This is a genomic window from Microbacterium mcarthurae, assembly GCF_046064585.1.
Lineage (GTDB): Bacteria > Actinomycetota > Actinomycetes > Actinomycetales > Microbacteriaceae > Microbacterium > Microbacterium mcarthurae.
In genome coordinates, this window is sequence record NZ_JAROCE010000003.1 from 72,428 (window position 1) to 94,516 (window position 22,089).

19 protein-coding genes are annotated in these 22,089 nt (G+C 70.6%); 17 read left to right on the top strand and 2 right to left on the bottom strand.

Translation table 11 applies throughout. The features are described 5' to 3' along the window. The first annotated feature begins 126 nt into the window (after nucleotides 1–126). From P5G46_RS10375 to pepD, 15 genes are all read left to right on the top strand, one after another. Complete coding sequence (locus P5G46_RS10375; protein ID WP_408905659.1) at nucleotides 127–1,575, top strand: iron-containing alcohol dehydrogenase; 1,449 nt, start codon at nucleotides 127–129, stop codon at nucleotides 1,573–1,575. Continuing rightward, complete coding sequence (locus P5G46_RS10380; RefSeq protein ID WP_408905660.1) at nucleotides 1,572–3,071, top strand: xylulokinase; 1,500 nt, start codon at nucleotides 1,572–1,574, stop codon at nucleotides 3,069–3,071. Before P5G46_RS10375 ends, P5G46_RS10380 begins: the two co-directional genes overlap by 4 nt. After that, nucleotides 3,064–3,903, top strand: a complete 840-nt coding sequence (locus tag P5G46_RS10385; protein WP_408905661.1) for an HAD-IIA family hydrolase — start codon at nucleotides 3,064–3,066, stop codon at nucleotides 3,901–3,903. The genes P5G46_RS10380 and P5G46_RS10385 overlap by 8 nt, the downstream gene beginning before the upstream one ends. A gap of 36 nt (nucleotides 3,904–3,939) precedes the next feature. After that, entirely contained in the window at nucleotides 3,940–4,935 is a 996-nt protein-coding gene (locus P5G46_RS10390; protein WP_408905662.1) for a thiamine pyrophosphate-dependent dehydrogenase E1 component subunit alpha, read from the top strand. Then, nucleotides 4,932–5,963, top strand: a complete 1,032-nt coding sequence (locus P5G46_RS10395; RefSeq protein WP_408905663.1) for an alpha-ketoacid dehydrogenase subunit beta — start codon at nucleotides 4,932–4,934, stop codon at nucleotides 5,961–5,963. Before P5G46_RS10390 ends, P5G46_RS10395 begins: the two co-directional genes overlap by 4 nt. Nucleotides 5,964–5,985: 22 nt before the next feature. After that, entirely contained in the window at nucleotides 5,986–6,228 is a 243-nt protein-coding gene (locus P5G46_RS10400; protein WP_408905664.1) for a biotin/lipoyl-containing protein, read from the top strand. Between the two features lie 54 nt (nucleotides 6,229–6,282). Continuing rightward, entirely contained in the window at nucleotides 6,283–7,155 is an 873-nt protein-coding gene (locus tag P5G46_RS10405) for a class II fructose-bisphosphate aldolase (RefSeq protein ID WP_408905665.1), read from the top strand. Next, nucleotides 7,152–7,820: a 2-oxo acid dehydrogenase subunit E2 gene (locus P5G46_RS10410; protein WP_408905666.1), complete on the top strand. Its 669-nt coding sequence runs from the start codon at nucleotides 7,152–7,154 to the stop codon at nucleotides 7,818–7,820. Before P5G46_RS10405 ends, P5G46_RS10410 begins: the two co-directional genes overlap by 4 nt. Further along, complete coding sequence (locus tag P5G46_RS10415) at nucleotides 7,817–8,632, top strand: lipoyl protein ligase domain-containing protein (protein ID WP_408905667.1); 816 nt, start codon at nucleotides 7,817–7,819, stop codon at nucleotides 8,630–8,632. The genes P5G46_RS10410 and P5G46_RS10415 overlap by 4 nt, the downstream gene beginning before the upstream one ends. A gap of 142 nt (nucleotides 8,633–8,774) precedes the next feature. Then, nucleotides 8,775–10,019 (top strand): epoxide hydrolase family protein, encoded by a 1,245-nt coding sequence (locus tag P5G46_RS10420; protein WP_408905668.1) that lies wholly within the window; start codon nucleotides 8,775–8,777, stop codon nucleotides 10,017–10,019. Between the two features lie 104 nt (nucleotides 10,020–10,123). Continuing rightward, nucleotides 10,124–11,275, top strand: a complete 1,152-nt coding sequence (locus P5G46_RS10425; protein ID WP_408905669.1) for a sugar ABC transporter substrate-binding protein — start codon at nucleotides 10,124–10,126, stop codon at nucleotides 11,273–11,275. Between the two features lie 74 nt (nucleotides 11,276–11,349). Next, nucleotides 11,350–12,390: an ABC transporter permease gene (locus tag P5G46_RS10430; RefSeq protein ID WP_408905670.1), complete on the top strand. Its 1,041-nt coding sequence runs from the start codon at nucleotides 11,350–11,352 to the stop codon at nucleotides 12,388–12,390. Then, nucleotides 12,387–13,913: a sugar ABC transporter ATP-binding protein gene (locus P5G46_RS10435; protein ID WP_408905671.1), complete on the top strand. Its 1,527-nt coding sequence runs from the start codon at nucleotides 12,387–12,389 to the stop codon at nucleotides 13,911–13,913. Before P5G46_RS10430 ends, P5G46_RS10435 begins: the two co-directional genes overlap by 4 nt. Before the next feature lie 4 nt (nucleotides 13,914–13,917). Next, nucleotides 13,918–14,934 (top strand): ABC transporter permease, encoded by a 1,017-nt coding sequence (locus P5G46_RS10440; RefSeq protein WP_408905672.1) that lies wholly within the window; start codon nucleotides 13,918–13,920, stop codon nucleotides 14,932–14,934. Between the two features lie 50 nt (nucleotides 14,935–14,984). Next, nucleotides 14,985–16,478: a beta-Ala-His dipeptidase gene (pepD, locus tag P5G46_RS10445; protein WP_408905673.1), complete on the top strand. Its 1,494-nt coding sequence runs from the start codon at nucleotides 14,985–14,987 to the stop codon at nucleotides 16,476–16,478. 96 nt (nucleotides 16,479–16,574) lie between these two features. Here pepD and P5G46_RS10450 read toward each other — a convergent pair whose 3' ends face one another. Then, nucleotides 16,575–17,555: a sugar-binding transcriptional regulator gene (locus tag P5G46_RS10450; protein WP_408905674.1), complete on the bottom strand. Its 981-nt coding sequence runs from the start codon at nucleotides 17,553–17,555 to the stop codon at nucleotides 16,575–16,577. Between the two features lie 101 nt (nucleotides 17,556–17,656). Continuing rightward, nucleotides 17,657–18,601 (bottom strand): sugar-binding transcriptional regulator, encoded by a 945-nt coding sequence (locus P5G46_RS10455; RefSeq protein ID WP_408905675.1) that lies wholly within the window; start codon nucleotides 18,599–18,601, stop codon nucleotides 17,657–17,659. Between the two features lie 210 nt (nucleotides 18,602–18,811). On the opposite strand from P5G46_RS10455, the gene P5G46_RS10460 reads away from it, so the two are divergent. Together P5G46_RS10460 and P5G46_RS10465 are read left to right on the top strand one after the other, a co-directional pair. Next, entirely contained in the window at nucleotides 18,812–20,455 is a 1,644-nt protein-coding gene (locus P5G46_RS10460; protein ID WP_408905676.1) for a glycerol-3-phosphate dehydrogenase/oxidase, read from the top strand. 10 nt (nucleotides 20,456–20,465) lie between these two features. Then, nucleotides 20,466–22,085 carry an FGGY family carbohydrate kinase gene (locus tag P5G46_RS10465; protein WP_408905677.1) on the top strand — a complete coding sequence of 540 codons (1,620 nt, stop codon included), beginning with the start codon at nucleotides 20,466–20,468 and terminating at the stop codon, nucleotides 22,083–22,085. Nucleotides 22,086–22,089: the final 4 nt, after the last annotated feature.

Below are 22,089 nucleotides of genomic sequence, written 5' to 3' on the forward strand. Positions count from 1 at the left end.
TCCGGCCGTCGAGCTGCTCGCGCGCGCCCCTTGACGGGTCCGGGGGGCGTTCCTAGACTCACAGAACGAACATATTCACGTACTGAATGAATATGCGTACATCCGATTCAGAGTCGAAGGATGGACATGAGCGCGTTCTCCCGTATCGCAGACCCCACCGACCTCGACGCCGTCCGGGCCGCAATCGCGTCTGCCGAGCGCCCCGAGGACCTCGTGCCGCTCGGACTACGCACCCTTGTGATCGCGCCGGACGCAGCCTTCCTCGCGCCCGCGCACGTTCGAACCCTCCTCCCCGCCGGCATCGGTCGCGCGACCGTCGCCCTCCTCGTCGACGCCACCCGCATCCTCTCGGGCGAGGCCGACCTGAAGGAGGCGGTGCATCGCGCGCTCGAGGAGGAGTTCGTCGTCGCCCCCACGGTCCTCGGCGAACCGGGCCACCTCCACGTCGACGACGTGGCCCTCGACAGCGCCACCGCAGCCGTCGCGGGAACGGACGCCGTGGTGGCCGTGGGGTCCGGCACGATTTCGGACATCGCGAAGGTCGCATCGGCGCGGGCCGGCGGCATCCCGCTGGTGATCGTGCAAACGGCTGCCTCCGTCGACGGGTTCACCGACAACGTTTCGGTGGTGCTGCGCTCGGGCGCCAAGCGAACGATCGACTCCCGCTGGCCCGACGTCGTGCTCGCCGATACGACCGTGATCGCCACCGCGCCGGTCGAGCTCAACGCCTCCGGCTTCGGCGAGCTCCAGTCGCTGTTCACCGCGCCCGCCGACTGGTGGCTTGCCGCGCAGGTCGGGACCGACGCGTCGTTCCACACCACGCCCCGAGATCTGCTGCGGGAGTTCGCCGGAGACCCGACGGAGTGGGGCGCCGGTCTCGGCGACGGGCAGGCCCGGCCGGTCGAGCAGCTCACCCGTGTCCTCGCCATCCGCGGCATCGGCACCGGGATCGCCGGATCCACGGCCTGCCTGTCGGGCGTCGAACACCTCGTCAGCCACATGCTCGACATGGACGCGGTGGCCCGCGGTGTCGACGTGGGGCTGCACGGCGCCCAGGTCGGGGTGGCCTCCGTCGTCGCCGCGGCGGCCTGGGACCACCTCTTCGCCGAGGCTCGTGCCGGTCGCGACGTCGTGCCCCGGGTGGGCGACGAGGAGGCGACGGTGCGCGCGGCATTCGCGGTGTGCGACCCCTCGGGTGCGCTGGGCGCGGAGTGCTGGCGCGACTACTCGGCCAAACGGGCGGCGTGGGCTGCGGCGCCCACCGATCCCCTGGACCTGCTGGCCGACCCCGCCGCCCTCGAGGAGCGCCTGGGTGAGATGCGACCCGATCGGGAGGCGATCGCGCGTGCGCTAGCCGTCGCGGGGGCGCCGCTGCGTCGCGAAGACCTCGGCCTCCACGTCACGCCCGAGATCTGGCGGTGGGCCGTGGCGAACTGCCTCTACATGCGCAACCGCGTGACCGTGATCGACCTCCTCGCCGCGGCGGGCTGGTGGACCGAGGCCGACGTCGACGCCGTGCTGGCGCTCGCCGACAACGCCGTGCGGGCAGCCGCCGCCCGGGAGGTGACGGCGTGAGCGACATCGTCCTCGGAATCGACTGCTCGACCACGGGGGCCAAGTGCGTCGCCTGGGACCGCCACGGCCGCGCGGTCGCGCAGGGTCGCAGCGAGATGCCGCTGTCGATCCCACAGCCCGGTTGGGGCGAGCAAGACCCCGAGGACTGGTGGCGCGCGACCGTGCGTGCCGTCCGGGCGTGCGTGCGCACCGTCGGGCCCGATCGGATCCGCGCGCTCTCGATCACGCACCAGCGCGAGAGCTTCGCGCTGATGGATGCCGAGGACCGCCCGGTGCGTCCGGCGATGCTGTGGCTGGATTCCCGCGCCGGCGACCAGGTCGACCGCGTCGGGACGCAGCGCATTCACGAGCTCACCGGCAAGCCGCCCAACCCGACGCCCGCGCTCTACAAGCTGCACTGGTTGTCGGAGAACGAGCCCGAATCGCTTGCTCTGACCGCGCACATCGCCGACGTGCACGCCTACCTCGTCCACCGGATGACGGGGGAGTGGGTGACCTCGATCGCCAGTGCCGACCCGCTGGGGATCCTCGACCTGGCCGCCGGCGATTACTCGGATGAGATCCTCGCGGGACTCGGTCTGGACCGGAGCGTGCTGCCGCGCCTCGTCGAGCCCGGCACCTCCCTGCGGGGGCTGCGCGCCGAGGAGGCCGCGGAACTCGGGCTCACGACCGATGTCCTCGTCGTCGCGGGCTCGGGCGACGGGCAGTCGGCCGGTCTCGGCGCCGCCGTGTGCGGCGAGGGCGACGCGTACCTGAACATCGGGACCGGACTGGTGTCGGGGTGTTTCGGTGCCCGCTTCCATCCCCACACCTCGTACCGGGCCATGTCGGGCGCGATCCCGCGGACCGTGAGCAACGAGATGTTCGTCGGGGCGGGAACCTTCATGGTGACCTGGTTCCTGCACGAGATCGCGGCGGGCGAGCCCGCGGGCGTGGTCCGCGAGGACTGGTGGGAGGAGCAGGCGCGGACGGTGTCCGCGGGCGCCGAGGGGCTGTTCGTCGTCCCGTACTGGAACGGGCAGCTGACCCCCACCTGGGATCACCGGGCGCGGGGCACGATGGTCGGGTTCGGGGGAGTGCACACGCGCGCGCACATCTACCGCGCGATCCTCGAGGGCATCGCCTTCGAACTGCGCTGGTGTCTCGAGCGCGCCGAGGAGCACTTCCCGGCTCCGGTGACGGAGTTCGTGGCGATGGGCGGCGGGGCGCGCAGCGACCTGTGGTGCCAGATCTTCGCCGACGTCCTGCGGCGCCCCGTCGTCCTCGCGGGGCACGACGAGGCCACCGCGCTGGGTGTCGGCATCCTCGCCGCCGTCGGTGCGGGGTTGTTCCCCGGCATCCCCGAGGCGGTCGCCGCCATGACGCGCCGCGGTCGTCGCTACGACCCCGACCCTGCCGCCGCCGCGCGCTACGACGACTTGTTCCACGCGTACGGCGCGATCTACCCCGCGCTGCGTCCGGTCTTCCCGCGGATCGCGGAGGTGGCGCATGTCTGATGGGCGGCTCGCGGGCTGGTTCGACGCCTACCTGTTCGATCTGGACGGAACGGTGTACCTCGGCGACGAGCTGCTCCCGGGCGCGCGCGAAATGCTGGCCGACCTCCGCGCGCGCGGCGCGCGCACCGTCTTCCTCTCGAACAACCCCACGCGCGACCCGGCGATGTACGTCGCGAAGCTCGAGCGCCTCGGTATCCCGGTGGATCCGAGCGAGATCGTCAACACCGTCGTGAGCACGGTCGCGTGGCTGCGCGGCGAGCACCCGGGCGCCACGGTCTTCCCCATCGCGGAGGCGCCGCTCGTGCGCGCCCTCGAGCAGGCCGGCATCCGGGTGAGCGAGGACCCGACCGAGATCGACATCGTCGTGGCCAGTTACGACCGGGGTTTCGACTACCGCAAGCTCCAGATCGCCTTCGACGCCCTGTGGCAGCACCGCCGCGCGATCCTCGTCACGACGAACCCCGATCGCTACTGCCCGTTCCCGGGCGGGCGCGGGGAACCGGATGCCGCGGGAATCGTGGCGGCGCTCGAGGCCACGACCGGGGTGCGCTGCACGGCGAACATGGGTAAACCCGACCGCATCATGATCGACGCGGTCACGGCGATGCTCGGGCCCGAGGTGCGCTCGGTCGTGATGGTCGGCGATCGGCTCGAGACCGACGTGCGGATGGCCAAGAACGCGGGCATCTCGTCCGCGCTGGTCCTGACGGGGGACGCCTCGGTCGCTGATGTCGTGCGGTGCGAGCCGCATCTCCGCCCCGATTTCGTGCTCGACGGCATCGGCGACCTGCGTCCGCGATCGACGGTTGCGGCCGGTCTTTCGGGCGCCTAGAATAATCAACCGCAGAACGAATAAAGATTCCCACGAATGACGGAGAGGTCAGCGATGGACGAGGAATTCCTGCTCGAGATGCAGCGGCGCATGCTGCGCATCCGCGGCTTCGACGAGCGCGCGTCGAAGATGGTCAAGCGCGGCCACATCCCGGGCACCGTGCACACCTCGATCGGCCAGGAGGCGCAGGTCGTGGGGGCCACGATGGCGCTCCGCGACGGCGACTACATGACCGGCAACCACCGCAGCCACGGCCACCCCATCGGCAAGGGGTCGCCCCTCGGACCGCTCATGGCCGAACTGCAGGGCAAAGCCGACGGCGTGTGCAAGGGCAAGGGCGGATCGCTCCACCTCGCCGATTTCGCCGTCGGCAGCCTCGGCGAGTCCGGCATCGTCGGCTCGTCGATCCCGATCGCGATGGGGGCCGCGCTGTCGTCCCAGGTGCTCGGCCGCGACAGCGTCGCGCTGGCCTTCTTCGGCGACGGAGCCGCCAACCAGGGCGTCCTGTACGAATCCATGAACATGTCCGGCGTCTGGAACCTGCCGGTGATCTTCCTCTGCGAGAACAACCAGTACGCGCTGTCCACCCCGGCGCACACGGTCACGTCCGGCGTCATCGCCGACCGCGCCGCCGGATTCGGCATCCCCGGCATCCGGGTCGAGGAGGGGCAGGACGTGCTCGCGGTGTACGAGGCCGTGTCGGCCGCCGTCACCCGCGCCCGCGCCGGCGAAGGCCCCACCCTCATCGAGGTCGTCACCTACCGGTACAACGAGCATTCCGAGGGTCTGCGGCTGGGCACCGACTACCGGCCCGTCGACGAGCGTGAGGCGTGGCTTAAGAAGGACCCCCTCGTGCTCTTCCGGGAGCGACTGATCGCCGAACACGGTCTCACGGCCGAGCGGATGGACGCGCTCGAGCAGGAGATCCTCGCCGAGGTCGACGCCGCCGTCGCGTTCGCCGAGAACAGCCCCTTCCCCGACCCCTCGGTCGCCTTCGACGACCTCTACACCGACTCGGAGTACGCAGCATGAGCGTGATGAGCTTCCTCGGCGCGATCGGCGCCGCCCAGCGCGAGGCGATGGATGCCGACGAGCGCGTCGTCATCATCGGCGAGGACGTCGAGGCGAACGTCTACGGCACCACCGGCGGCGGCAAGACTCGCCGCGAGACCGGCGACTTCGTGCAGATGTACGGCCGCAGCCGCATCCGCAACACCCCCATCTCGGAGGAGGGAATCGTCGGTGCCGCTGCGGGCGCCGCGATGACGGGCCTGCGGCCCATCGTCGACCTGTCGTACTCGAGCTTCCTCTACATGGCGATGGACCAGCTCGTGAACCAGGTCGCCAAGAACCGCTACATGTTCGGCGGCCAGGCCTCGATGCCGGTGGTCTTCCGCTCGGCGATGTTCTACGGCCTCAACACCGGTGCCCACCACTCGGACCGCCCGTACCCGATGTTCATGAACGTCCCGGGCCTGAAGATCATGGTGCCCTCGTCGCCGGCGGACGCCAAGGGGCTGCTCCGCACCGCGATCGACATGGACGACCCCGTGCTCACCTTCGAGGCGTGCATCCTGTGGGGCGCCAAGGGCGAGGTGGAGGACGAGCCCTTCTGGGTGCCGTTCGGCGTCGCCCGCACGGTCCGCGAGGGCACGGACGTCACGATCGTGGCGATCTCGAGCTCGGTCCCCGAAGCCGTCGCCGCCGCGGAGGAGCTCGCGGCGGAGGGGGTGTCGGCGGAGGTCATCGACCCGCGCACCCTCGTGCCGCTGGACCGCGACGCGATCCTCCGCTCGGTCGCCAAGACCGGTCGCCTGGTGATCGCCGAGCCCGCGCACCGCACGTGCGGAGCGGCGGCGGAGATCAGCGCGCTCGTCAGCGAAGAGGTCTTCGACGCGCTGAAGGCGCCGATCGTGCGTCTGACCGCCCCCGACATGCAGATCCCCTTCAGCCCCGCGCTGGAGAAGCAGATGTACCCGAGCAAGGACGGGATCGCCGCCGCCGTGCGGCGCGTCACCGGCCTGACCGCCCCCGCGCTGGCGACCGCCGGCGCCGAGTGAGAGACGACAGAAGGAGAACGACATGGCACGTATAGAGGTTCTGCTCCCGCAGTGGGGCATGGGCATGAGCGAAGGCTCGATCGTCCAATGGCACAAGAAGGTCGGCGATCGTGTGGCCGAGGACGAGCCGCTCGCCGACGTCGAGGCCGAGAAGGTCGAGGAGACCCTCGAGGCCCCCGCCACCGGAACCCTCACCGAGCTCCTCGTGGAGGAGGGCGACGTCGTGGAGGTCCGCGCCGTCGTCGCCGTCATCGAGACGGACTAGGCCGTCGCACGAACCGCCGGGCAAAGGAGCCCGACGTCAGAGAAAGGGCACATCATGACCGGAGTCGACCCGCTGGGTCTCATCACCGCCGCGCAGGCCGGCGGATACGCCGTCGGCGCGTTCAACATGCACAATCCCGAGACCACGCAGGCCCTGATCCGTGCCGCCGAGCGCGCGGACGCGCCGGTGTTCCTCCAGGTGGGGCGCGCGATCGTCCCGCACATGGGGCTGAGGGCGGCGTACGAGATGACGCGACGCGAACTCGACGCCTCGGGCCTCCAGGCGCCGATCCATCTCGATCACGGCACGTACGACGAGGTGTTCCAGGCCATCCGCCTCGGGTTCGACTCGATCATGTTCGACGGGGCGCACCTCGACTTCGAGGAGAACATCCGCGTCACCGCCGAGGTCGTCCGTGTGGCCCACGCGTTCGGCATCCCGGTCGAGGCCGAGTTGGGCCGGATCCCGGATGCCGCCGACGACATCCCGTGGGAGGAGTACTACACCCGCGTCGACGAGGCCGAGCGTTTCGTCGCCGAGACCGGGGTCGACCTGCTGGCGATCTCGGCCGGCGTGATGCACGGGGTCACCGGCGTCGAGCCGCGCCCCCTCGACATCGAACGCATCCGCGCGATCCGTGACGCGGTCGGTATCCCGCTCGTCCTGCACGGCGCGTCCGGCGTGCCGGCCGATCAGCTGCACGCGGCGATCGAGGCGGGAGTGCACAAGCTCAACGCCGACACCGACCTGCGTCACGCCTTCCGACGCGGCATCGAAGAGGTCTGGTCGCGCGGCGACCGGCAGTTTGAGGAGGCCGTGTCCGAGGGACGCGAGCGCATGATCGAGGCGACCGTGCAGAAGATGCGCGAGTACGGCTGCGCCGATCGCGGCTCGGCTCCCCGCGACGCATCGGCGGTGCTCGTGTGAACACCGTGGTCGAGGAGGGGCGCGTCGAGCCGCTGACGGGCCTTCGGCGGACCGCCGCGCGACGGATGGTCCAGGCGTGGGCGGCCCCGGTCTTCCACGTCACCGTGGAGATCGACATGACGGCGGCGCTGCGCACCCGCGAGCGCGCCCCCGGTGCCACGGTGACCGACGCGATCCTGCAGGCCAGCGCGCGCGCCCTCGTGGCCGTCCCCGAGGTGAACGTCCACGTCGGCGACGACAGCGTCACCCGCTTCGACCGCGCCAACGTCGGTGTCGCCGTCGACAGCCCCAAGGGGCTCGTCGTCCCCGTCGTGCACGACATCGGCGCGGCCGAGCTGCCCGACATCGCGCGTGCCCGCGCCGACGTCGTCTCCCGCGCGCGCGAGGGGGCGCTCACCCGCGACGACATCACCGGCGGCACCTTCACCGTGTCGAACCTCGGGATGATGGGCGTGACGCGCTTCGACGCGATCCTCAACGTCCCCCAGGCGGCGATCCTGGCGGTCGGGGCGACCGTTCCGCGGTACGTCCACCGCGAGGATGCCGGCCTGTGGGTGCCGACCGCGGAGTTCACCCTCACCGCCGACCACCGCGCCCTCGACGGGGCGACCGCCGCGCGGTTCCTCGGGGCCCTTCGCACCGAGCTGGAAAGCACCGCGGCGTGACCGCCCGCGTCCGCGGAGACGGGGGACCGTCGCCCGCGGACGCGGGGGGCGTGCGTCTGCTGGTCGACGACGACACCGAGAAGGTCTCGGGCCGTGACCCCGCGCGGGAGGTGCTCACGTCGTTGCTGCTGCTGCACCGCGTCGCCGCCGACGCCGGGCCCGCGGTGGTCCGGGTCTTCTCCCCGGAGCCCACGGTGGCGTTCAGTCGACGCGAGAGTCTGCATCCCCGCTTCTCCGAAGCGGCCGCGGTCGCGTGCGCGGCGGGCTACCTGCCCATCGTGCGCCCCGCCGGGGGTCGGGCCGTCGTGCTGGACGCGGACTGGCTCGTCATCGACGTCATCCACCCCGAGAGGGATCGCGGCGCGGATGCCGAGATCTTCCGCGCCCGCGGAGAGCAGTTCGTCGGGCTCGCCCGGCGCTGGGGCGTCGACGCGCGCCTCGGTCCCGTCCCGGGGGAGTACTGCCCGGGAGACTGGTCGGTCAACGCCGGCGGCCGCGTGAAGCTCGTGGGCACCGCGCAGCGCGTGGTCCGCGGTGCCCGCCTGTTCACCGCGAGCCTGCCGCTGCGCGTGACCCCCGGTGCCCGGCGGCTGCTCGACCGGGTCAACGGCATCCTGGACCTCCCGTGGGATCCCGTGACCGCCGGGTCGCTCGCGGACGAGACCGCGGTGACGGAGGCGGTCGTCCGCGCCGACGTGACGGCATTCTTCGCCGGCGTGGACGCCCGACGCGTGCGCCTGCACGACCTGATCGCGGATGCCGCCGAGGCGCTCGCCGCGCTTTCCGGCGACCGGATCGTGACCTCTTCGTGACCTCTGGGCGAGCGGCCGGCGCCGCGGAATTCCGGGGCGGAATCACCCGTTGACAGGGGCGCCCGGGAGGCCTAACGTATAGCCAATCGAAAGATGAATAGTTAGTACAACAGGTCCCCGACCGAGAACGAGGAGGTTCACGGTGTCCGACAGCTACGACGTCCGGCCCTTCCGGATCGACATCCCCCAGGCCGATCTGGACGACATGATCGAGCGCCTGAAGCGCACGCGCTTCGCGGACGACTTCGCCAATGACGACTGGCGCTACGGCTACAACACCGCGTACCACCGCACGCTGGTCGACTACTGGATCAACGAGTACGACTGGCGCGACGTGGAGCGCCGCATGAACGAGCTCCCGCACTTCCGGGTCGACCTGATGAATGTGCCGCTGCACTTCATCCACGTCAAGGGCAAGGGTCCGAACCCGATGCCGCTGCTCCTGCACCACGGCTGGCCCTGGACCTTCTGGGACGTTCGCAAGGTCATCGAGCCCCTCACCGACCCCGCGAAGTTCGGCGGCGACCCGGCCGACAGCTTCGACGTCGTGCTGATCTCGCTCCCCGGCTACGGGTTCTCGTCGCCGCTGCGCGAGCCGGGCTGGAACTTCTGGCGCACCGCAGACCTCGAGAACACGCTCATGACCGACGTGCTGGGGTACGAACGCTACGCCACCGCCGGCGGCGACTGGGGTGCCCTCATCGCCCAGCAGCACGGGCACAAGTACGAGGACGACGTCATCGGCGTCTACACGCACTTCCCCGCGCAGCTCTCGCACTACCTGCCCGAGCACCCCGACCAGCCGACGCACGTCGAGTACGACCCGGCACTCGGCCTCCCCGCCGCCTCCGAGTACGGCGCGGGCGAGGAAGGCTGGTTCGAGCGCGGCAAGCTCTTCGTCGAGCGCGAGAGCGGGTACGGCGAGATCCAGCTCACCAAGCCCCAGACGCTCGCGGCCCTCGTGGTCGACTCGCCGGCGGCGCAGCTGGCGTGGATCACCGAGAAGCGCTACTTCTGGGGCCTCGCCGAGCGCGGCGAGGGAACGGAGGCGTTCGAACGCGTTTGGCCGAAGGAGGACCTCGTCACCACGGCCGCCGTGTACTTCCTCACGGGCACCGGCGGAACGTCGTCGCGCTACTACTGGGAGTGCCGCGGAAACCCCTGGACCCCCTCGCACGACCGCACGCCGGTCGTTCGCGTCCCCACCGCGGTGTCGATCTTCCCCGGCGAGATCTACAAGCCCCCGCGTACCTGGACCGACGCGTACTTCAACCTCCAGCAGTACCGCGTCCACGACGAGGGCGGGCACTTCGCTCCGCTCGAGGTCCCCGAGATCTACGTCGACGACGTCCGCACGTTCTTCCGCACCCTGCGACCGGCGGGCTGATCCCCGCTCTCGTCCTGCCGACCCCGGCTCACGGTCCACCCCACCGGCCGGTTCCCACCCCACCTCGCGACCGCTCCGCCGGCGCACTCGACGAAGGAGTCGAAATGATCAGCACCCGTTCCCGCGCACGTATCCTCCGTGGCCTGGCCCTGTCGGCCGCCGCCGCCCTCGTCCTCACCGGATGCACCTCGACCGCCGGCGCCACCGGCGGTGCCGCGCAGCCGCTGAAGAAGGAGGACCTGGTGCTGGTGGCATCCGTCATCAACACCACCAACCCCTACATGGCCTCCAACATCGCCGGCGCCGAGGCGCTGTCGAAGAAGCTCGACATCCCGCTCGAGATCGTCGACTCCAACGGCTCCTCTCAGACGGAGATCTCGAAGATCCAGGCGATCCTCGCCAAGGGCAAGAAGGTCGTGCTCTTCGTCAACACCGTCGCCAGCTCCGACGCCCCCACGATCGTGAACGCGGTCAAGGCGGCCGGCGGCTACGTGACCATCTGGTGGAACAAGCCCGACAACCTCGACCCGGCCCAGGTCGGCGACAACTTCGTCGCCTTCCAGAAGATCCCGGGCGTCGAGTCCGGCAAGTGCAACGCCGACGCGCTCGGCGAGTCCCTCGGCGGTCAGGGCAACGTCATCATGCTCCCGGGCGTGCAGGACAGCACCACCAGCCAGACGCGCGTCGCGGGGTTCAAGGCCCAGATGGCGGAGAAATACCCGGACATCGAGATCCTCGAGGAGCGGCCCTCGAACTGGGATCCGCAGCTCGGCTACAAGAACTCGCAGGACCTCATCGCCAAGTACGGCGACACGATCGACGGCGTGTGGAGCGCCGACGACGCGATGCAGACCGGGTCGATGAAGGCGTTCAAGGACGCCGGACTCCTGGACACCACGAAATTCGCCTCGGACGGCCTCTACCCCGACACGATCGCGTCGATGCAGTCCGGTGAGGGCAACAACGCCATCGTCGGTGAGACGTTCCACCGCGGATACATGGCCTCGGCCGTCGGGCTCTACACCGCCTACCTCGCCGCCATCGGCGAGATCAAGCCGTCGGAGCTCCCGCAGGAGAAGCGCGACAGCCTCTTCCAGCTGAGCTGCGTCACCCCCGACACGCTCAAGGACTACCTCGGCTACGACGCCGCGGACGGTCCGGAGAAGTTCGTCGACTCGCTCATCGAGAACGGCCCCTGGGACACCGAGCCGATGAAGCTCATCGGCGGCGGTCCGGAGGTCCTCCCGTCCAATTGACGGCCCGCGTCCCCCCGGCCGCACGCGGCCGGGGGGACGCTCCACCCCTCACTCCTACGACGACGGAGTCGATCATGACGAACACCACCGAGCGGCCCCCCGTGGCCGACACCACAGCGATCCGCACCCGAGAGCATCACATCGCGCGTCGCACCCGCTTCTCCGGATGGGCCGAGCCCGCCGCCCTCGTGGGCGCGATGGTCGTGCTCGTCATCGTGTTCTCGCTGCTGAACCCCCGGTTCGCCAGTGTGAGCAACCTCCAGAACATTCTCGACCAGGCAACCGTCCCCCTCATCGTGGGTGTGGGAGCAACGCTGGTGATCCTGCTCGGCTCCATCGACCTGTCGGTCGAGGGCGTCATGGGGGCCGCCGGCATGGCGTGGATCCTGCTGTCGGCGAACACTCGTGGCGGCCCCGACCTCGGTCCGCTCGCGTGGATTATCGCCCTCGCCGTGGGGGCGGCCCTGGGGTGGCTCAGCGGTGTGATCTTCACCCGCCTCAAGGTGCCCTCCTTCATCGTGACCCTGGGCATCTGGTACGTCGGCCTCGGTGTCGCCACGATCCTCTTCGGCACCGAGTCGATCCCGACGCTCACCGACGATGCCCTGTCGACGTGGTCGTCGCAGACGACGGCCGGCATCCCGAACGGCTTCTGGCTGGCCGTGGGCGTGGTCGTCCTCGGCGCGCTGCTGCTGCGCTACACCCGGTTCGGACGATTGACTCTCGCGATCGGCGACAACGAGGGCATCGCCCGCTCGGCCGGGATGCCTGTGGCGCGTATCAAGACCGCGGTCTTTCTCGTCGCCGGACTCCTGAGCGGTCTGGCCGGCATCATCGCCACGATGAAGCTCGGCGCCGGATCGGCGACGGTCGGGGCAGGAACGCTCTTCCTCGTCATCCCGGCCGTCGTGATCGGTGGAACTTCGCTCGGCGGCGGACGCGGAGGCATCCTTCGCACCGTCCTCGGCGTCTTCCTGCTGACTCTCCTCAGCAACGGGCTGATCCTCTCGGGCGTCAGCCCGAGTTTCCAATCCGCCGTGTCGGGGGCCATCCTCGTCGTGGCGATCGTCGCCGCTGCCTGGTCGCAGCGCAACCGCCTGAGGATCGCGAAATGACCGAGCAGACCCCCGTCATCGCCCTGCGCGACATCCGGATCTCCTTCGGCGCCGTCGCCGCCGTCAAGGGCGTGTCGCTGGAGATCGGTCCCGGCGAGGTGGTCGGACTGATCGGCGAGAACGGCGCGGGTAAATCGACACTGCTGAAGATCATGACCGGCATCCACCAGCCCGACGCGGGCACGATCGAGGTCAACGGCGCCCCCGTGCGATTCCGAGGACCCCGGGATGCCATCGCCGCCGGCGTCGGGGTCGTGCACCAGGAGCAGTCGCTTTTCACCAACCTCACGGTCGCCGAGAACGTCGAGATGAACACCAAGCCCGGCAAGGGCGGGGTGGGTCGCGCCGGCTTCTACCGGTGGGGACGCCTGAACAAGGATGCCGCCGAGACCCTCGCCAAGATCGGCTCGCAGCTGGACCCCCGGACGAAGGTCGGTGACCTGTCTTTCGTCGACCGTCAGATGGTCGAGATCGCCCGCGCGATCCGGGTGCAGACCCGTTCGGGCGGCCAACCGCTCGTCATCCTCGACGAGCCGACGTCGGTGCTCGAGCGCACGGAGACGGCCATCCTGGAGCGCGAGATCGGCAAGCTCCGCGACGTCGGGTCGGTGATCTTCGTCTCGCACCGGCTCGACGAGGTCATGCGCATCTGCGACCGCGTCCTGGTCATGCGCGACGGCGAACTCATCGCCGACCGCCCGGTGGCCGACGTCACCGAGGCCGAGCTGTTCCGCCTCATGGTCGGGCGCGAAGCCCACGCCGAGGCACGGGAGCGGCAGGCGCTCGGCGTCGACGACCGCCCCGTGCTGGAGGTGCGCGGGCTCGGCCGCCGCGGCGAGTACGACGACGTGTCGTTCGAGGTCCACGCCGGGCGTCTCACCGCGATCGTCGGCACGAGCGGTTCGGGGCGCGAGTCGCTCTCCCGCGCGCTGTTCGGCGCCGAGGTCTTCGATCGCGGGCAGATCCTCATCGACGGCGTCGCCGTGAAGAACTGGACGATCCCGCACGCGGTCAAGGCTGGTGTCGGGTACGTTCCGGCCGAGCGTCGCGTGGAGGGGATGGTCGGGGGCCTCAGCGCCGCTGAGAACCTCACGCTGACGCACCCGGGCGATTCCACGACCGGCGGCATTCTGCGCCCGGGGCGCCGCAATCGCACCTCGCAGGAGTGGTTCGACGCCCTCGAGGTGCGGCCGAACGACATCTCGCTCGAGCTCGAGCGGTTCTCGGGCGGCAACCAACAGAAGGTCGTCATGGCCAAGTGGCTCACCGCCTCCGACCTCAAGATGCTCGTGCTCGACCACCCGCTGCGCGGACTCGACCCGGGCGCCGCGCAGATCGTCAACGCCCAGATCCGGCGGGCGTGCGAGAACGGCACCGCCGTGATCCTCCTCGCCGACACCCTCGAAGAGGCGCTGGAGATGGGCGACGAGATCATCGTGATGCGCGACGGCCGGACGGCGGCCCGCTACGACCTGGTGACCGAGGATCCGTCCACCCTCGACCTGCTGGAAAGGATGCTGTGATCCCGTGAACGCCTTCGCCACCGTCGCCGACCGCTCGGCCGTCCGCGACGAGAAGTCCACCCCGAAGCGCTCGCGCCTGCGTCCGCAGCGCGTATGGCAGACCGTCGGTCCGCCGGTGATCTTCGCGGTGATGTTCGCCGTCGTCGCCGCCCTCACGCCCGCGTTCCTCGGCGGTGGCGGACTCACGATCATCGCCGCCTCGGCCGCGCCCATCCTCCTCGTTGCCCTCGGCCAGGCGCTCGTGCTGCACATCGGTTCCATCGACCTGTCCAACGCGGCGATCGCGCTGCTCGGTGCGATCCTCCTCGCCACCCTCCTCGCGCCGCTCGGCGCGGTCGCCCCGCTCGTCGTGCTCGTGATCGTGACGCTGTGCGGCGCGCTGAACGGCGTGCTGGTGGCCTTCGCCCAGGTGCCGTCGTTCGCCCTCACCCTGGGCACGCTCGGCATCTACTCGGCGGCTGCCCTCGTCACCAGCGGCGCCACCACCGTCTACGTCACGGCGAACGGCGAGAGCGTGGCCGCGCTCTACCAGACCGGTGTCGTCGGAATCCCGCTGACGTTCTGGCTGGGTGTCGTCGTCGCGATCATCCTGTGGGCGGTCCTGCGTTTCACCCGTCTCGGCATCGGTATGACCGCGGTCGGGCGGAACGAGTCCGGCGCCGTCTTCTCGGCGGTCCGCACCCGGGCCATCAAGGTCATCGCCTTCAGTCTCTCGGGCTTCACCGCGGGCCTGGCGAGCATCGCGATCATCGCCCAGGCCGGGTCGGCCTCGCCGACGGGTCTCGGCAGCGACCTCCTGCTCCCCGCCATCGCCGCGGCCATCGTGGGCGGCACGTCGATCTCGGGGGGAGCGACCAATCCGATCAACGTCGTCTTCGGCGCCCTGACCGTTGCTCTCGTCCCCATTGCCACCGCCGCCCTCGGCATCGACGCTCAGGCGCAGAGCCTGGTCTACGGCGTCGTCATCATCACCGTCGTGGCCCTGACCATGACCCGCGCCCGCGGGTCTATCGTCAAGTGACCGCGCGGCCGACACCCGAAATCGTCCCGCCGTTCTCAGAGAGGAGAACCATGTCCGACACGCTTTCCGTCCCGCCCACCACGGGTGTCCTGGACGACCTCGAGCCCCGGGAGGTGCTGCGGTGGTTCGAGTCCCTCGCGGGTATCCCCCGCGGCTCGGGGAACGAGTCCGCCGTCGCCGACTGGGTCGTCGATTTCGCCCGCTCCCGCGGCCTGGACGCCGTCAAGGACGGGGTCAGCTGCGTCCTGGTGCGCAAGCCCGGTCAGGGCGGCCTCGAGGATGCCGCGCCCCTCATCCTGCACGGACACCTCGACATGGTGTGCGAGAAGGCGGAGGGGGTCGAGTTCGACTTCGTCACCGAGCCGATCCGCCTCCTCGTCGACGGCGACTTCATCACCGCGGACGGCACCTCGCTCGGTGCCGACAACGGCATCGGCGTCTCGTACATCTTGGCGCTGCTCGCCGACGAGGACATCCCCCACCCGCCCCTGGAGGCCGTCCTCACCGCGATGGAGGAGAAGGGCAAGGTCGGTGCCGGCCAGTTCGACACCTCTCAGCTCCTCGGGCGTCGCATGATCGACTTCAACTGGATCACCGACAAGGAGATCCTCGCCGGCTGCAGCGGCGACGTGACCTTCACCGTCGATCTTCCGGGCGAGTTCCAGGCCGTGCCCGCGTCGCACTCGCGCGCGCTGCGCCTGCAGGTGCGGGGTCTGCGCGGCGGCCACTGCGAGTTCGACATCCAGCTGGAGCGCGCCAACGCGCTGCAGATCCTCGCGCGTGCCGTGCAGGCCGTCGCTGACGGGCGCGACGTCCGCGTCTCTGACGTGGTCGGCGGGGCGCAGAACAACGCCATCCCCGCCGATGCCGAGGCCGTGCTGAGCCTGCTCCCCGGGGACGAGGAGGCCGTCCGGGCCGTCGTCGCCGATCTGCAGCGCGACCTCGCGGTCGAGTACGACCTGGCCGACCCCGACGTGCGGGTCGAGCTCGTCGAGACCGCCGCGGTCGAGCGATCGCTGTCGCCCGACGCCGCGCGGCGGTTCACGGCGGTGACGCTGCTCATCCCGCACGGGGTGGTCCGCTGGAACCTGCACGTGCCCGACCGCGTCGAGACGTCGAACAACCTCGGCACGGTCCGACCGACCGACGACGGGCTCCGGCTCATGTCGACGATCACCTCGGCTCTCACTTCGCGCAAGCACGAGCTGTTCGACCGGGTGAAGGCCCTCGTCGACCTCGCCGGCGGTGGGGCGCGTATCGAGATGTACGGGCTCGATGCTCCCGAGTTCCCCTACCGGCCCGACTCCGAGCTCCTCGCCGTGGCCTCGGCCGCGTACCGCGACGTTCTCGGCGCCGAGCCCTCGGTCGAGGTCTCGCAGTGCTCGCTCGAGCTGGGCATGTTCAGCCGTCGGGTCCCCGTCGCCGACATCATCTCGATCGGGACCGAGCTGCACGCATTGCACTCGCCCGCCGAGAAGGTCAACCACCGATCGGTCGCCCGCGTGTGGCCGCTCGTGAAGAGCGTCGTGTCGCGGCTCGGCTGACACGACACTCGGTGCGGATGCCGCGGCCCGGTCGTCGGGGTCGCGGCATCCGTGCCTCTTCTCGGTGTCCTGCGCCGACGCCGCGGCGCGGGGTGCTCAGCGCGCGGGACCCTGCGCGAGGAGGTACTGCGCCGATTCCTCGTCGGTGACGAGCACGTTGATCCACCCGCCGCGCACGGCGGCCAGCAGGGCCTCGTGCTTGTCGGCGCCGCCCGAGACGCCGATGCGTCGCTCGGCTCGGCGCAGTTGATCGAGCCCGACGCCGATGACGAGATCGTCGAGGGGGGATGCCACGGGGCGACCGTCGGCATCCATGAAGTTGAGGTTGATCTCGCCGACGGCTCCGCGGGCGCGCACGTCGTCGAACTGCTCCTGCGTGAAGAAGTTCTCGCCTCCGACCAGCGGCGGCACGATCGTGGCGTTGCCGATGCCGACCAGGGCGATGTCGAGCTCGTCCATCGCGGCGAGGGCGCGCCGGGCGTGCGGATCGTTCGCGAGGATCGCCTCGCGGACGTCGGGGGTCGAGACGACGCCGGGTACGCGGAGGAACAGCGCCTCCGCGTCGGTGAGCGAGGCGAGCCGTTCGGTGGCGTTGGTGGCCTGGTGCTGGATCGTCGGCTGCCCGACGCCGCCGAGCAATTCGACGACGGCCCGGGCGGACGAGTGCGGAAAGCTCGTGAGGTTCTCGACGAAGCGGCGCATCGATCGGCTCCACGACGTGAAGCCGATCATCTTGTCACCGACCGGCAGCACCTGGAACACCCCCGCGAGGGCGACGCCGAGCGTCTCGGTGCGCTGTTCGCCGGTCTCGCCCGACGCGTCGACGACGTGGACCTCGCGCATGCCGAACATGCGCTCCACGCCCTCCTCGAGATCGGCGTTGAGTCCCGGTGGCGGGACGACGATCGTGCGGACGATGTTGGCCTCTTCTGCGGCGGCGAGCAGGCGCGAGACGCGGGCCTGCGAGATGCCGAGGGTCTTCGCGATCTCCGTCTGGACGATGCCGCGCGTGTGATAGAGGTGCGAGACCTTCGTCATCATGCGCAGCTGCTCGAGCTCTTTGGGATCGCGCGCCATCGTCTGCCTCCCCTGTCCGTATGGATCGTGGAGTCCTACTCTGCCAGGCCACCGCGGCGTCCCCGAGCGAGGCGCATCCGTGCGCCCGCGCACGCCGGCCCTCATTCCCCGGGCTGCGGCGCGTCGACCAGGTGGCGGGCGGTCAGATCGTCGGTGACCAGAACGTTGATCCAGCCGCCGCGCACCGCCGCCAGGACGGCCGCGTGCTTGGCCGCACCGCCGGCGACGGCGATGCGGCGTTCCGTTCGCCGAAGCTGCGCGAGTTCCATGCCGAGGACGAGGTCGTCGAGGTCGGTTGCCACGGGCGAACCGTCCGCGTCGAGGAATCGCAGGCCGATCTCGCCGACGGCCCCCTGTGCCCGGGCGGCGGCGAACTGCTCGTCGGTGAAGAAGTTCTCGCCCGCCACCAGCGGCGGCGTCGGGTGAGCGGCGCCGATGCCGGTGAGCACGAGGTCGAGGTGGTCCATGGCATCCAGCGCCAGACGCGCGTGGGGGTCGCCGTCCAGGAGAGCGGTTCGCATGCGCGGCGTCGCGACCACGCCCGGGGCTCGGAGGAACAGAGGCTGTCCGCCCGTCGCCTGGGCGAAGCGCTCGGTGGTGAGTGCGGCGCGGTGTTGCAGCGTGGGGCGCCCGACGTCGCCGAGGACCTCGACGACGCGGGCCGCGGTCGCCCGTGGGAAGTCCGGCATGACCGACACCGCAAGCTGAAGTGTGCGGCTCCACGAGGTGAGGCCGATGGAGCGCCGGTCGATGGGCGTGAGCTGGATGACCTGCGCGAGGGCGCGGGCGAGCGCTTCGACGCGACGTTCCCCCGTCAGAGCCCCCGCCGAGACGATGTGCACCTCCCGCAGGCCGAAACGTTCCTCCACGGCCTGCTCGAGGTCGCAGAGGAACCCGGAGGGCGGGACCACGATCGTACGGACGATGCCGCGATCGACAGCCGCCGTCAGCAGGCGCGAGACGCCCGCCTGGGACAGCCCCATCTCGGCCGCGATCTCGGTCTGCACGAGTCCGCGTCGGTGATACAGGTGGGCGACGCGGGTCATCGCGCGCAGGGCATGGGGATCGCGCGGCGGTGTCATCTGCGACCATTCCTCTCCACTGTTCCCGCGTCGGCGCGTGTCTGCGAGACTCCCCCTACCGGTTCCCGAAAGCCGGTCCGCGCTTCCCATCCCGACGGCTGGGCGCTACGATAGTGGAAACACATTCAATATGCGACTGATTATTCAGGCGTACCACGGTCAAGGGAGACAATCGTGGACAAGGTCGATCACCCCGCGTTCGACATCGTGATCATCGGTGCCGGGATCAATGGTCTGGGCATCGCCCGGGACGCGGCCGAGCGCGGCCTCTCGGTCGCGCTCGTCGAGCAGGAAGACGTGTGTGCGGGGGTCTCGGCATGGTCGGGACGTCTGGTCCACGGCGGCTTGCGTTACCTCGAACGAGGCGACATCCGGCTCGTGCGCGAGTCGCTGCGCGAGCGGGAACTGCTGTTCAAGGTCGCCCCGCATCTGGTCAAGCCGGTGCGGCTCATCATGCCGTTCTACGCGCGCAACACCCGCCCCTCGTGGATGATCCGCCTGGGCATGCTCGCCTACGACGTGCTCTCGGTCGACAAGAGCGTCGCGTGGCACCGCGTGCTCTCTGCATCCGGTGTCCGCGAACGCTTTCGCGGCGCCGCACGTGACGGTCTGAGCGGCGCCGCCCTCTTCACGGACGGGCAGGTGGAGTACGCCGAACGCCTGTGCGTCGAGCTCGCGGTGGCCGCGGTCGACGCGGGTGCGCGGCTCTTCCTGCACACGCGCGCGATCGGATTGCTGGGCTCCGGCAAGCGCGTCACCGGCGTTCGCGTCCAGCACGCCGACGGCTCGGTCGCCGACATCCACGGCCGACTGACCATCAACGCCGGCGGCCCCTGGGTCGACGCCGTCCTGCGGGGCGATGAGGCGTCGTCGGCCCTGCCCGGCATCCCCGCCCCGCGTCTGATCGGCGGAGCAAAGGGAAGTCACATCATCGTCGACCCGTTCCCCGGCGCCCCTTCGGACGTCGTCTACTACGAGTCGCAGACCGACGGCCGTCTGGTCCTGGTCATCCCGTGGATGGGCCGCTACCTCATCGGCTGCACCGACACGAAGTTCGACCTCGACCCCGACGAGGCCCGGGCCGAGACCGACGAGATCGAGTACCTGCTCACCGAGACCAACGCTCTCGTCCCGGGGGCGAACCTCACCGCGGACGATGTCCTCTACACCTACAGCGGGGTGCGGCCTCTGCCGTACGCCCCGGACGTTCCCGAGTGGAAGGTGCCGCGCAGCCACATCGTCCGGGACCACGCCAAGGACGGCCACCCTGGCCTGCTCTCGATCGTCGGCGGGAAGCTCACCACCTATCGCCAGCTCGCGGAGGACGCCACCGATGCCGCGGTCAAGCGGCTGCGCGCCGGACTCAAGCGCCCCGTGAGCAAACATCAGCCGTTCCCCGGTGCCCGTGCCGCCGATCTCGGCGCGTTCGAGAAGGCGCTCCTGTCCACGAATCTCGTCGAGCGCGACACCGCGGAGCGGCTCTGGGCGCTCTACGGCACGCGCGCCGAACGAGTGCTCGACCTGGTCCGCGAACGTCCGACGCTCGCCGAGCGGTTCGACCCCGAGTCGCCGGCGATCGCGGCCGAGCTCGTCTTCGCGATGCGCATCGAGTTCGCCGAGACGTTCACCGACGTCTTCGCCCGTCGCCTCCTGCTCGCATTCGAGCCGAAGCACGGCGTGCGCGGTGTCGAGCGCGCGGCCGACATCCTGGCCGACGAACGGGGGTGGGACGCCGATCGGCGCGGAGCCGAGATCGCCGGTTACCGGCGTTGGCTCGACCACCTCCGTGTGCCCGTCCGCGCGGCCCAGCCGGCCTGACGGGGCGACCGTGTCGACCTCCTCGGGCTATGTCCTGGCCCTCGACGAGGGCTCCAGCAGCGCGCGCGCCGTGCTCATCGACGCGCAGGGCGCCGTCGTCGGAGAGGCGTCGTCGCAGATCGACCCGATCTTCCCGCACGAGGGCTGGGTCGAGCTCGATCCGTTCGACCTGTGGGACGCGCCGCGTACGGCGATCCTGGGGGCGCTCGCGCGCGCCCGGGTGGACGGCTCCGCGGTGCGCGCGGTGGGGGTGACGTCCCACCGCGAAACGATCGTGATGTGGGACCGCCGTACCGGTGCCCCCGTCCACAACGCCATCATGTGGATGTCGAAGCAGACCGACGACATCGTCCGGGAGTGGTCGGCGCGCGGCCTGGACGACGAGTTCCGCTCCCGCACCGGGGTGCGTAACGACTCGTTCTTCTCGGCGGCGAAGGTCGCCTGGCTCCTGCGGCACGTCCCGGGAGCGCGGGAGCGCGCCGAGCGCGGCGAGCTGGCCATCGGCACGCCCGAGACGTGGCTGTTGTGGAACCTCACCGGGGGCGCCGCCCACCGGACCGAGCCCGGGGCCGCGTCCCGCACGGGTCTGATGTCGCTCGCCCGGGCCGAGTGGGACCACGAGTTCTGCGGCATCCTGGACATCCCCACCAGCCTGCTCCCCGAGATCGTCCCCTCCAACGCGTGGTTCGGCGACGTCGCCCCGGGGATCCTCCCCGGCGCCGAGCACAGGTCGGTGCCGATCCTGGCGGTCCTCGGCGACCAGCAGGCGGGTCTGTACGGCGAGGCGTGCCTCGAGCCCGGCAGCGCCAAGAACACCTTCGGCACCGCGGGCGTGCTCACCGTCAACGTCGGTCCCCGCCCGCGGACCTTGCCCGGCATGTGCAGCAGCGTGGCGTGGCGGTTCGACGACGACGTCACGTACGAGGCCGAGGGAGTGGTGTTCCACAGCGGGCAGACAATCCAGTGGCTGCGCGACCGACTCGGCATCCTGCCGGGGGCCGCCGCGAGCGAGCGGCTGGCCGAGAGCGTGCCCGACAGCGGCGGCGTGTACCTCGTGCCGGCGTTCGCGGGACTGTTCGACCCGCACTGGGACCGCAACGCCCGCGGCGGCATCGTCGGGTTGACTCTCGAGTCCACGGCCGCGCACGTCGTCCGCGCGGGGATCGAGGCGATGGCGTTCCAAACGCGCGACAATGTCGACAACCTGCGGCGCCACGGCGTCACGATCCCCCTCCTCAAGGTGGACGGGGGAGCCACGCGGAACAATCTCCTGTGCCAGTTCCAGGCCGATATCCTCGGCATCCCGGTCGCGCGCCCGCAGGGGCTGGAGCGCACCGCCCTCGGCATCGGGCATCTCGCCGGGTCGGGCGCCGGGATCTGGCGGCGCGACGAGATCGCCGGACGCTGGCATCTCGAGCGCGTGTTCGAGCCGCGGATGAGCGAGGACGAGCGCGAGGAGCGCTACGCCGGATGGTTGGACGCCATCGCCTCGATCCGCACCCTCCCGCCCCGCCGCACGCGGTCGACGACCGACCAGGCTGCCTCGTCGGCCGCGCCCGGCACCGCGGGGGCGGCGCCCGTGCCGCCCTCCACGGCCCTGCCCGCCGGGACGACCCCGACGCCTGCGTAGACTT

Bases quoted from the DNA above. Each gene is read 5' to 3' on its own strand.
- P5G46_RS10375 (WP_408905659.1), top strand. From the start codon at position 127: ATGAGCGCGTTCTCCCGTATCGCAGACCCCACCGACCTCGACGCCGTC.
- P5G46_RS10385 (WP_408905661.1), top strand. From the start codon at position 3,064: ATGTCTGATGGGCGGCTCGCGGGCTGGTTCGACGCCTACCTGTTCGAT.
- P5G46_RS10390 (WP_408905662.1), top strand. From the start codon at position 3,940: ATGACGGAGAGGTCAGCGATGGACGAGGAATTCCTGCTCGAGATGCAG.
- P5G46_RS10395 (WP_408905663.1), top strand. From the start codon at position 4,932: ATGAGCGTGATGAGCTTCCTCGGCGCGATCGGCGCCGCCCAGCGCGAG.
- P5G46_RS10400 (WP_408905664.1), top strand. From the start codon at position 5,986: ATGGCACGTATAGAGGTTCTGCTCCCGCAGTGGGGCATGGGCATGAGC.
- P5G46_RS10405 (WP_408905665.1), top strand. From the start codon at position 6,283: ATGACCGGAGTCGACCCGCTGGGTCTCATCACCGCCGCGCAGGCCGGC.
- P5G46_RS10425 (WP_408905669.1), top strand. From the start codon at position 10,124: ATGATCAGCACCCGTTCCCGCGCACGTATCCTCCGTGGCCTGGCCCTG.
- P5G46_RS10430 (WP_408905670.1), top strand. From the start codon at position 11,350: ATGACGAACACCACCGAGCGGCCCCCCGTGGCCGACACCACAGCGATC.
- P5G46_RS10435 (WP_408905671.1), top strand. From the start codon at position 12,387: ATGACCGAGCAGACCCCCGTCATCGCCCTGCGCGACATCCGGATCTCC.
- pepD (WP_408905673.1), top strand. From the start codon at position 14,985: ATGTCCGACACGCTTTCCGTCCCGCCCACCACGGGTGTCCTGGACGAC.
- P5G46_RS10450 (WP_408905674.1), bottom strand. From the start codon at position 17,555: ATGGCGCGCGATCCCAAAGAGCTCGAGCAGCTGCGCATGATGACGAAG.
- P5G46_RS10455 (WP_408905675.1), bottom strand. From the start codon at position 18,601: ATGACCCGCGTCGCCCACCTGTATCACCGACGCGGACTCGTGCAGACC.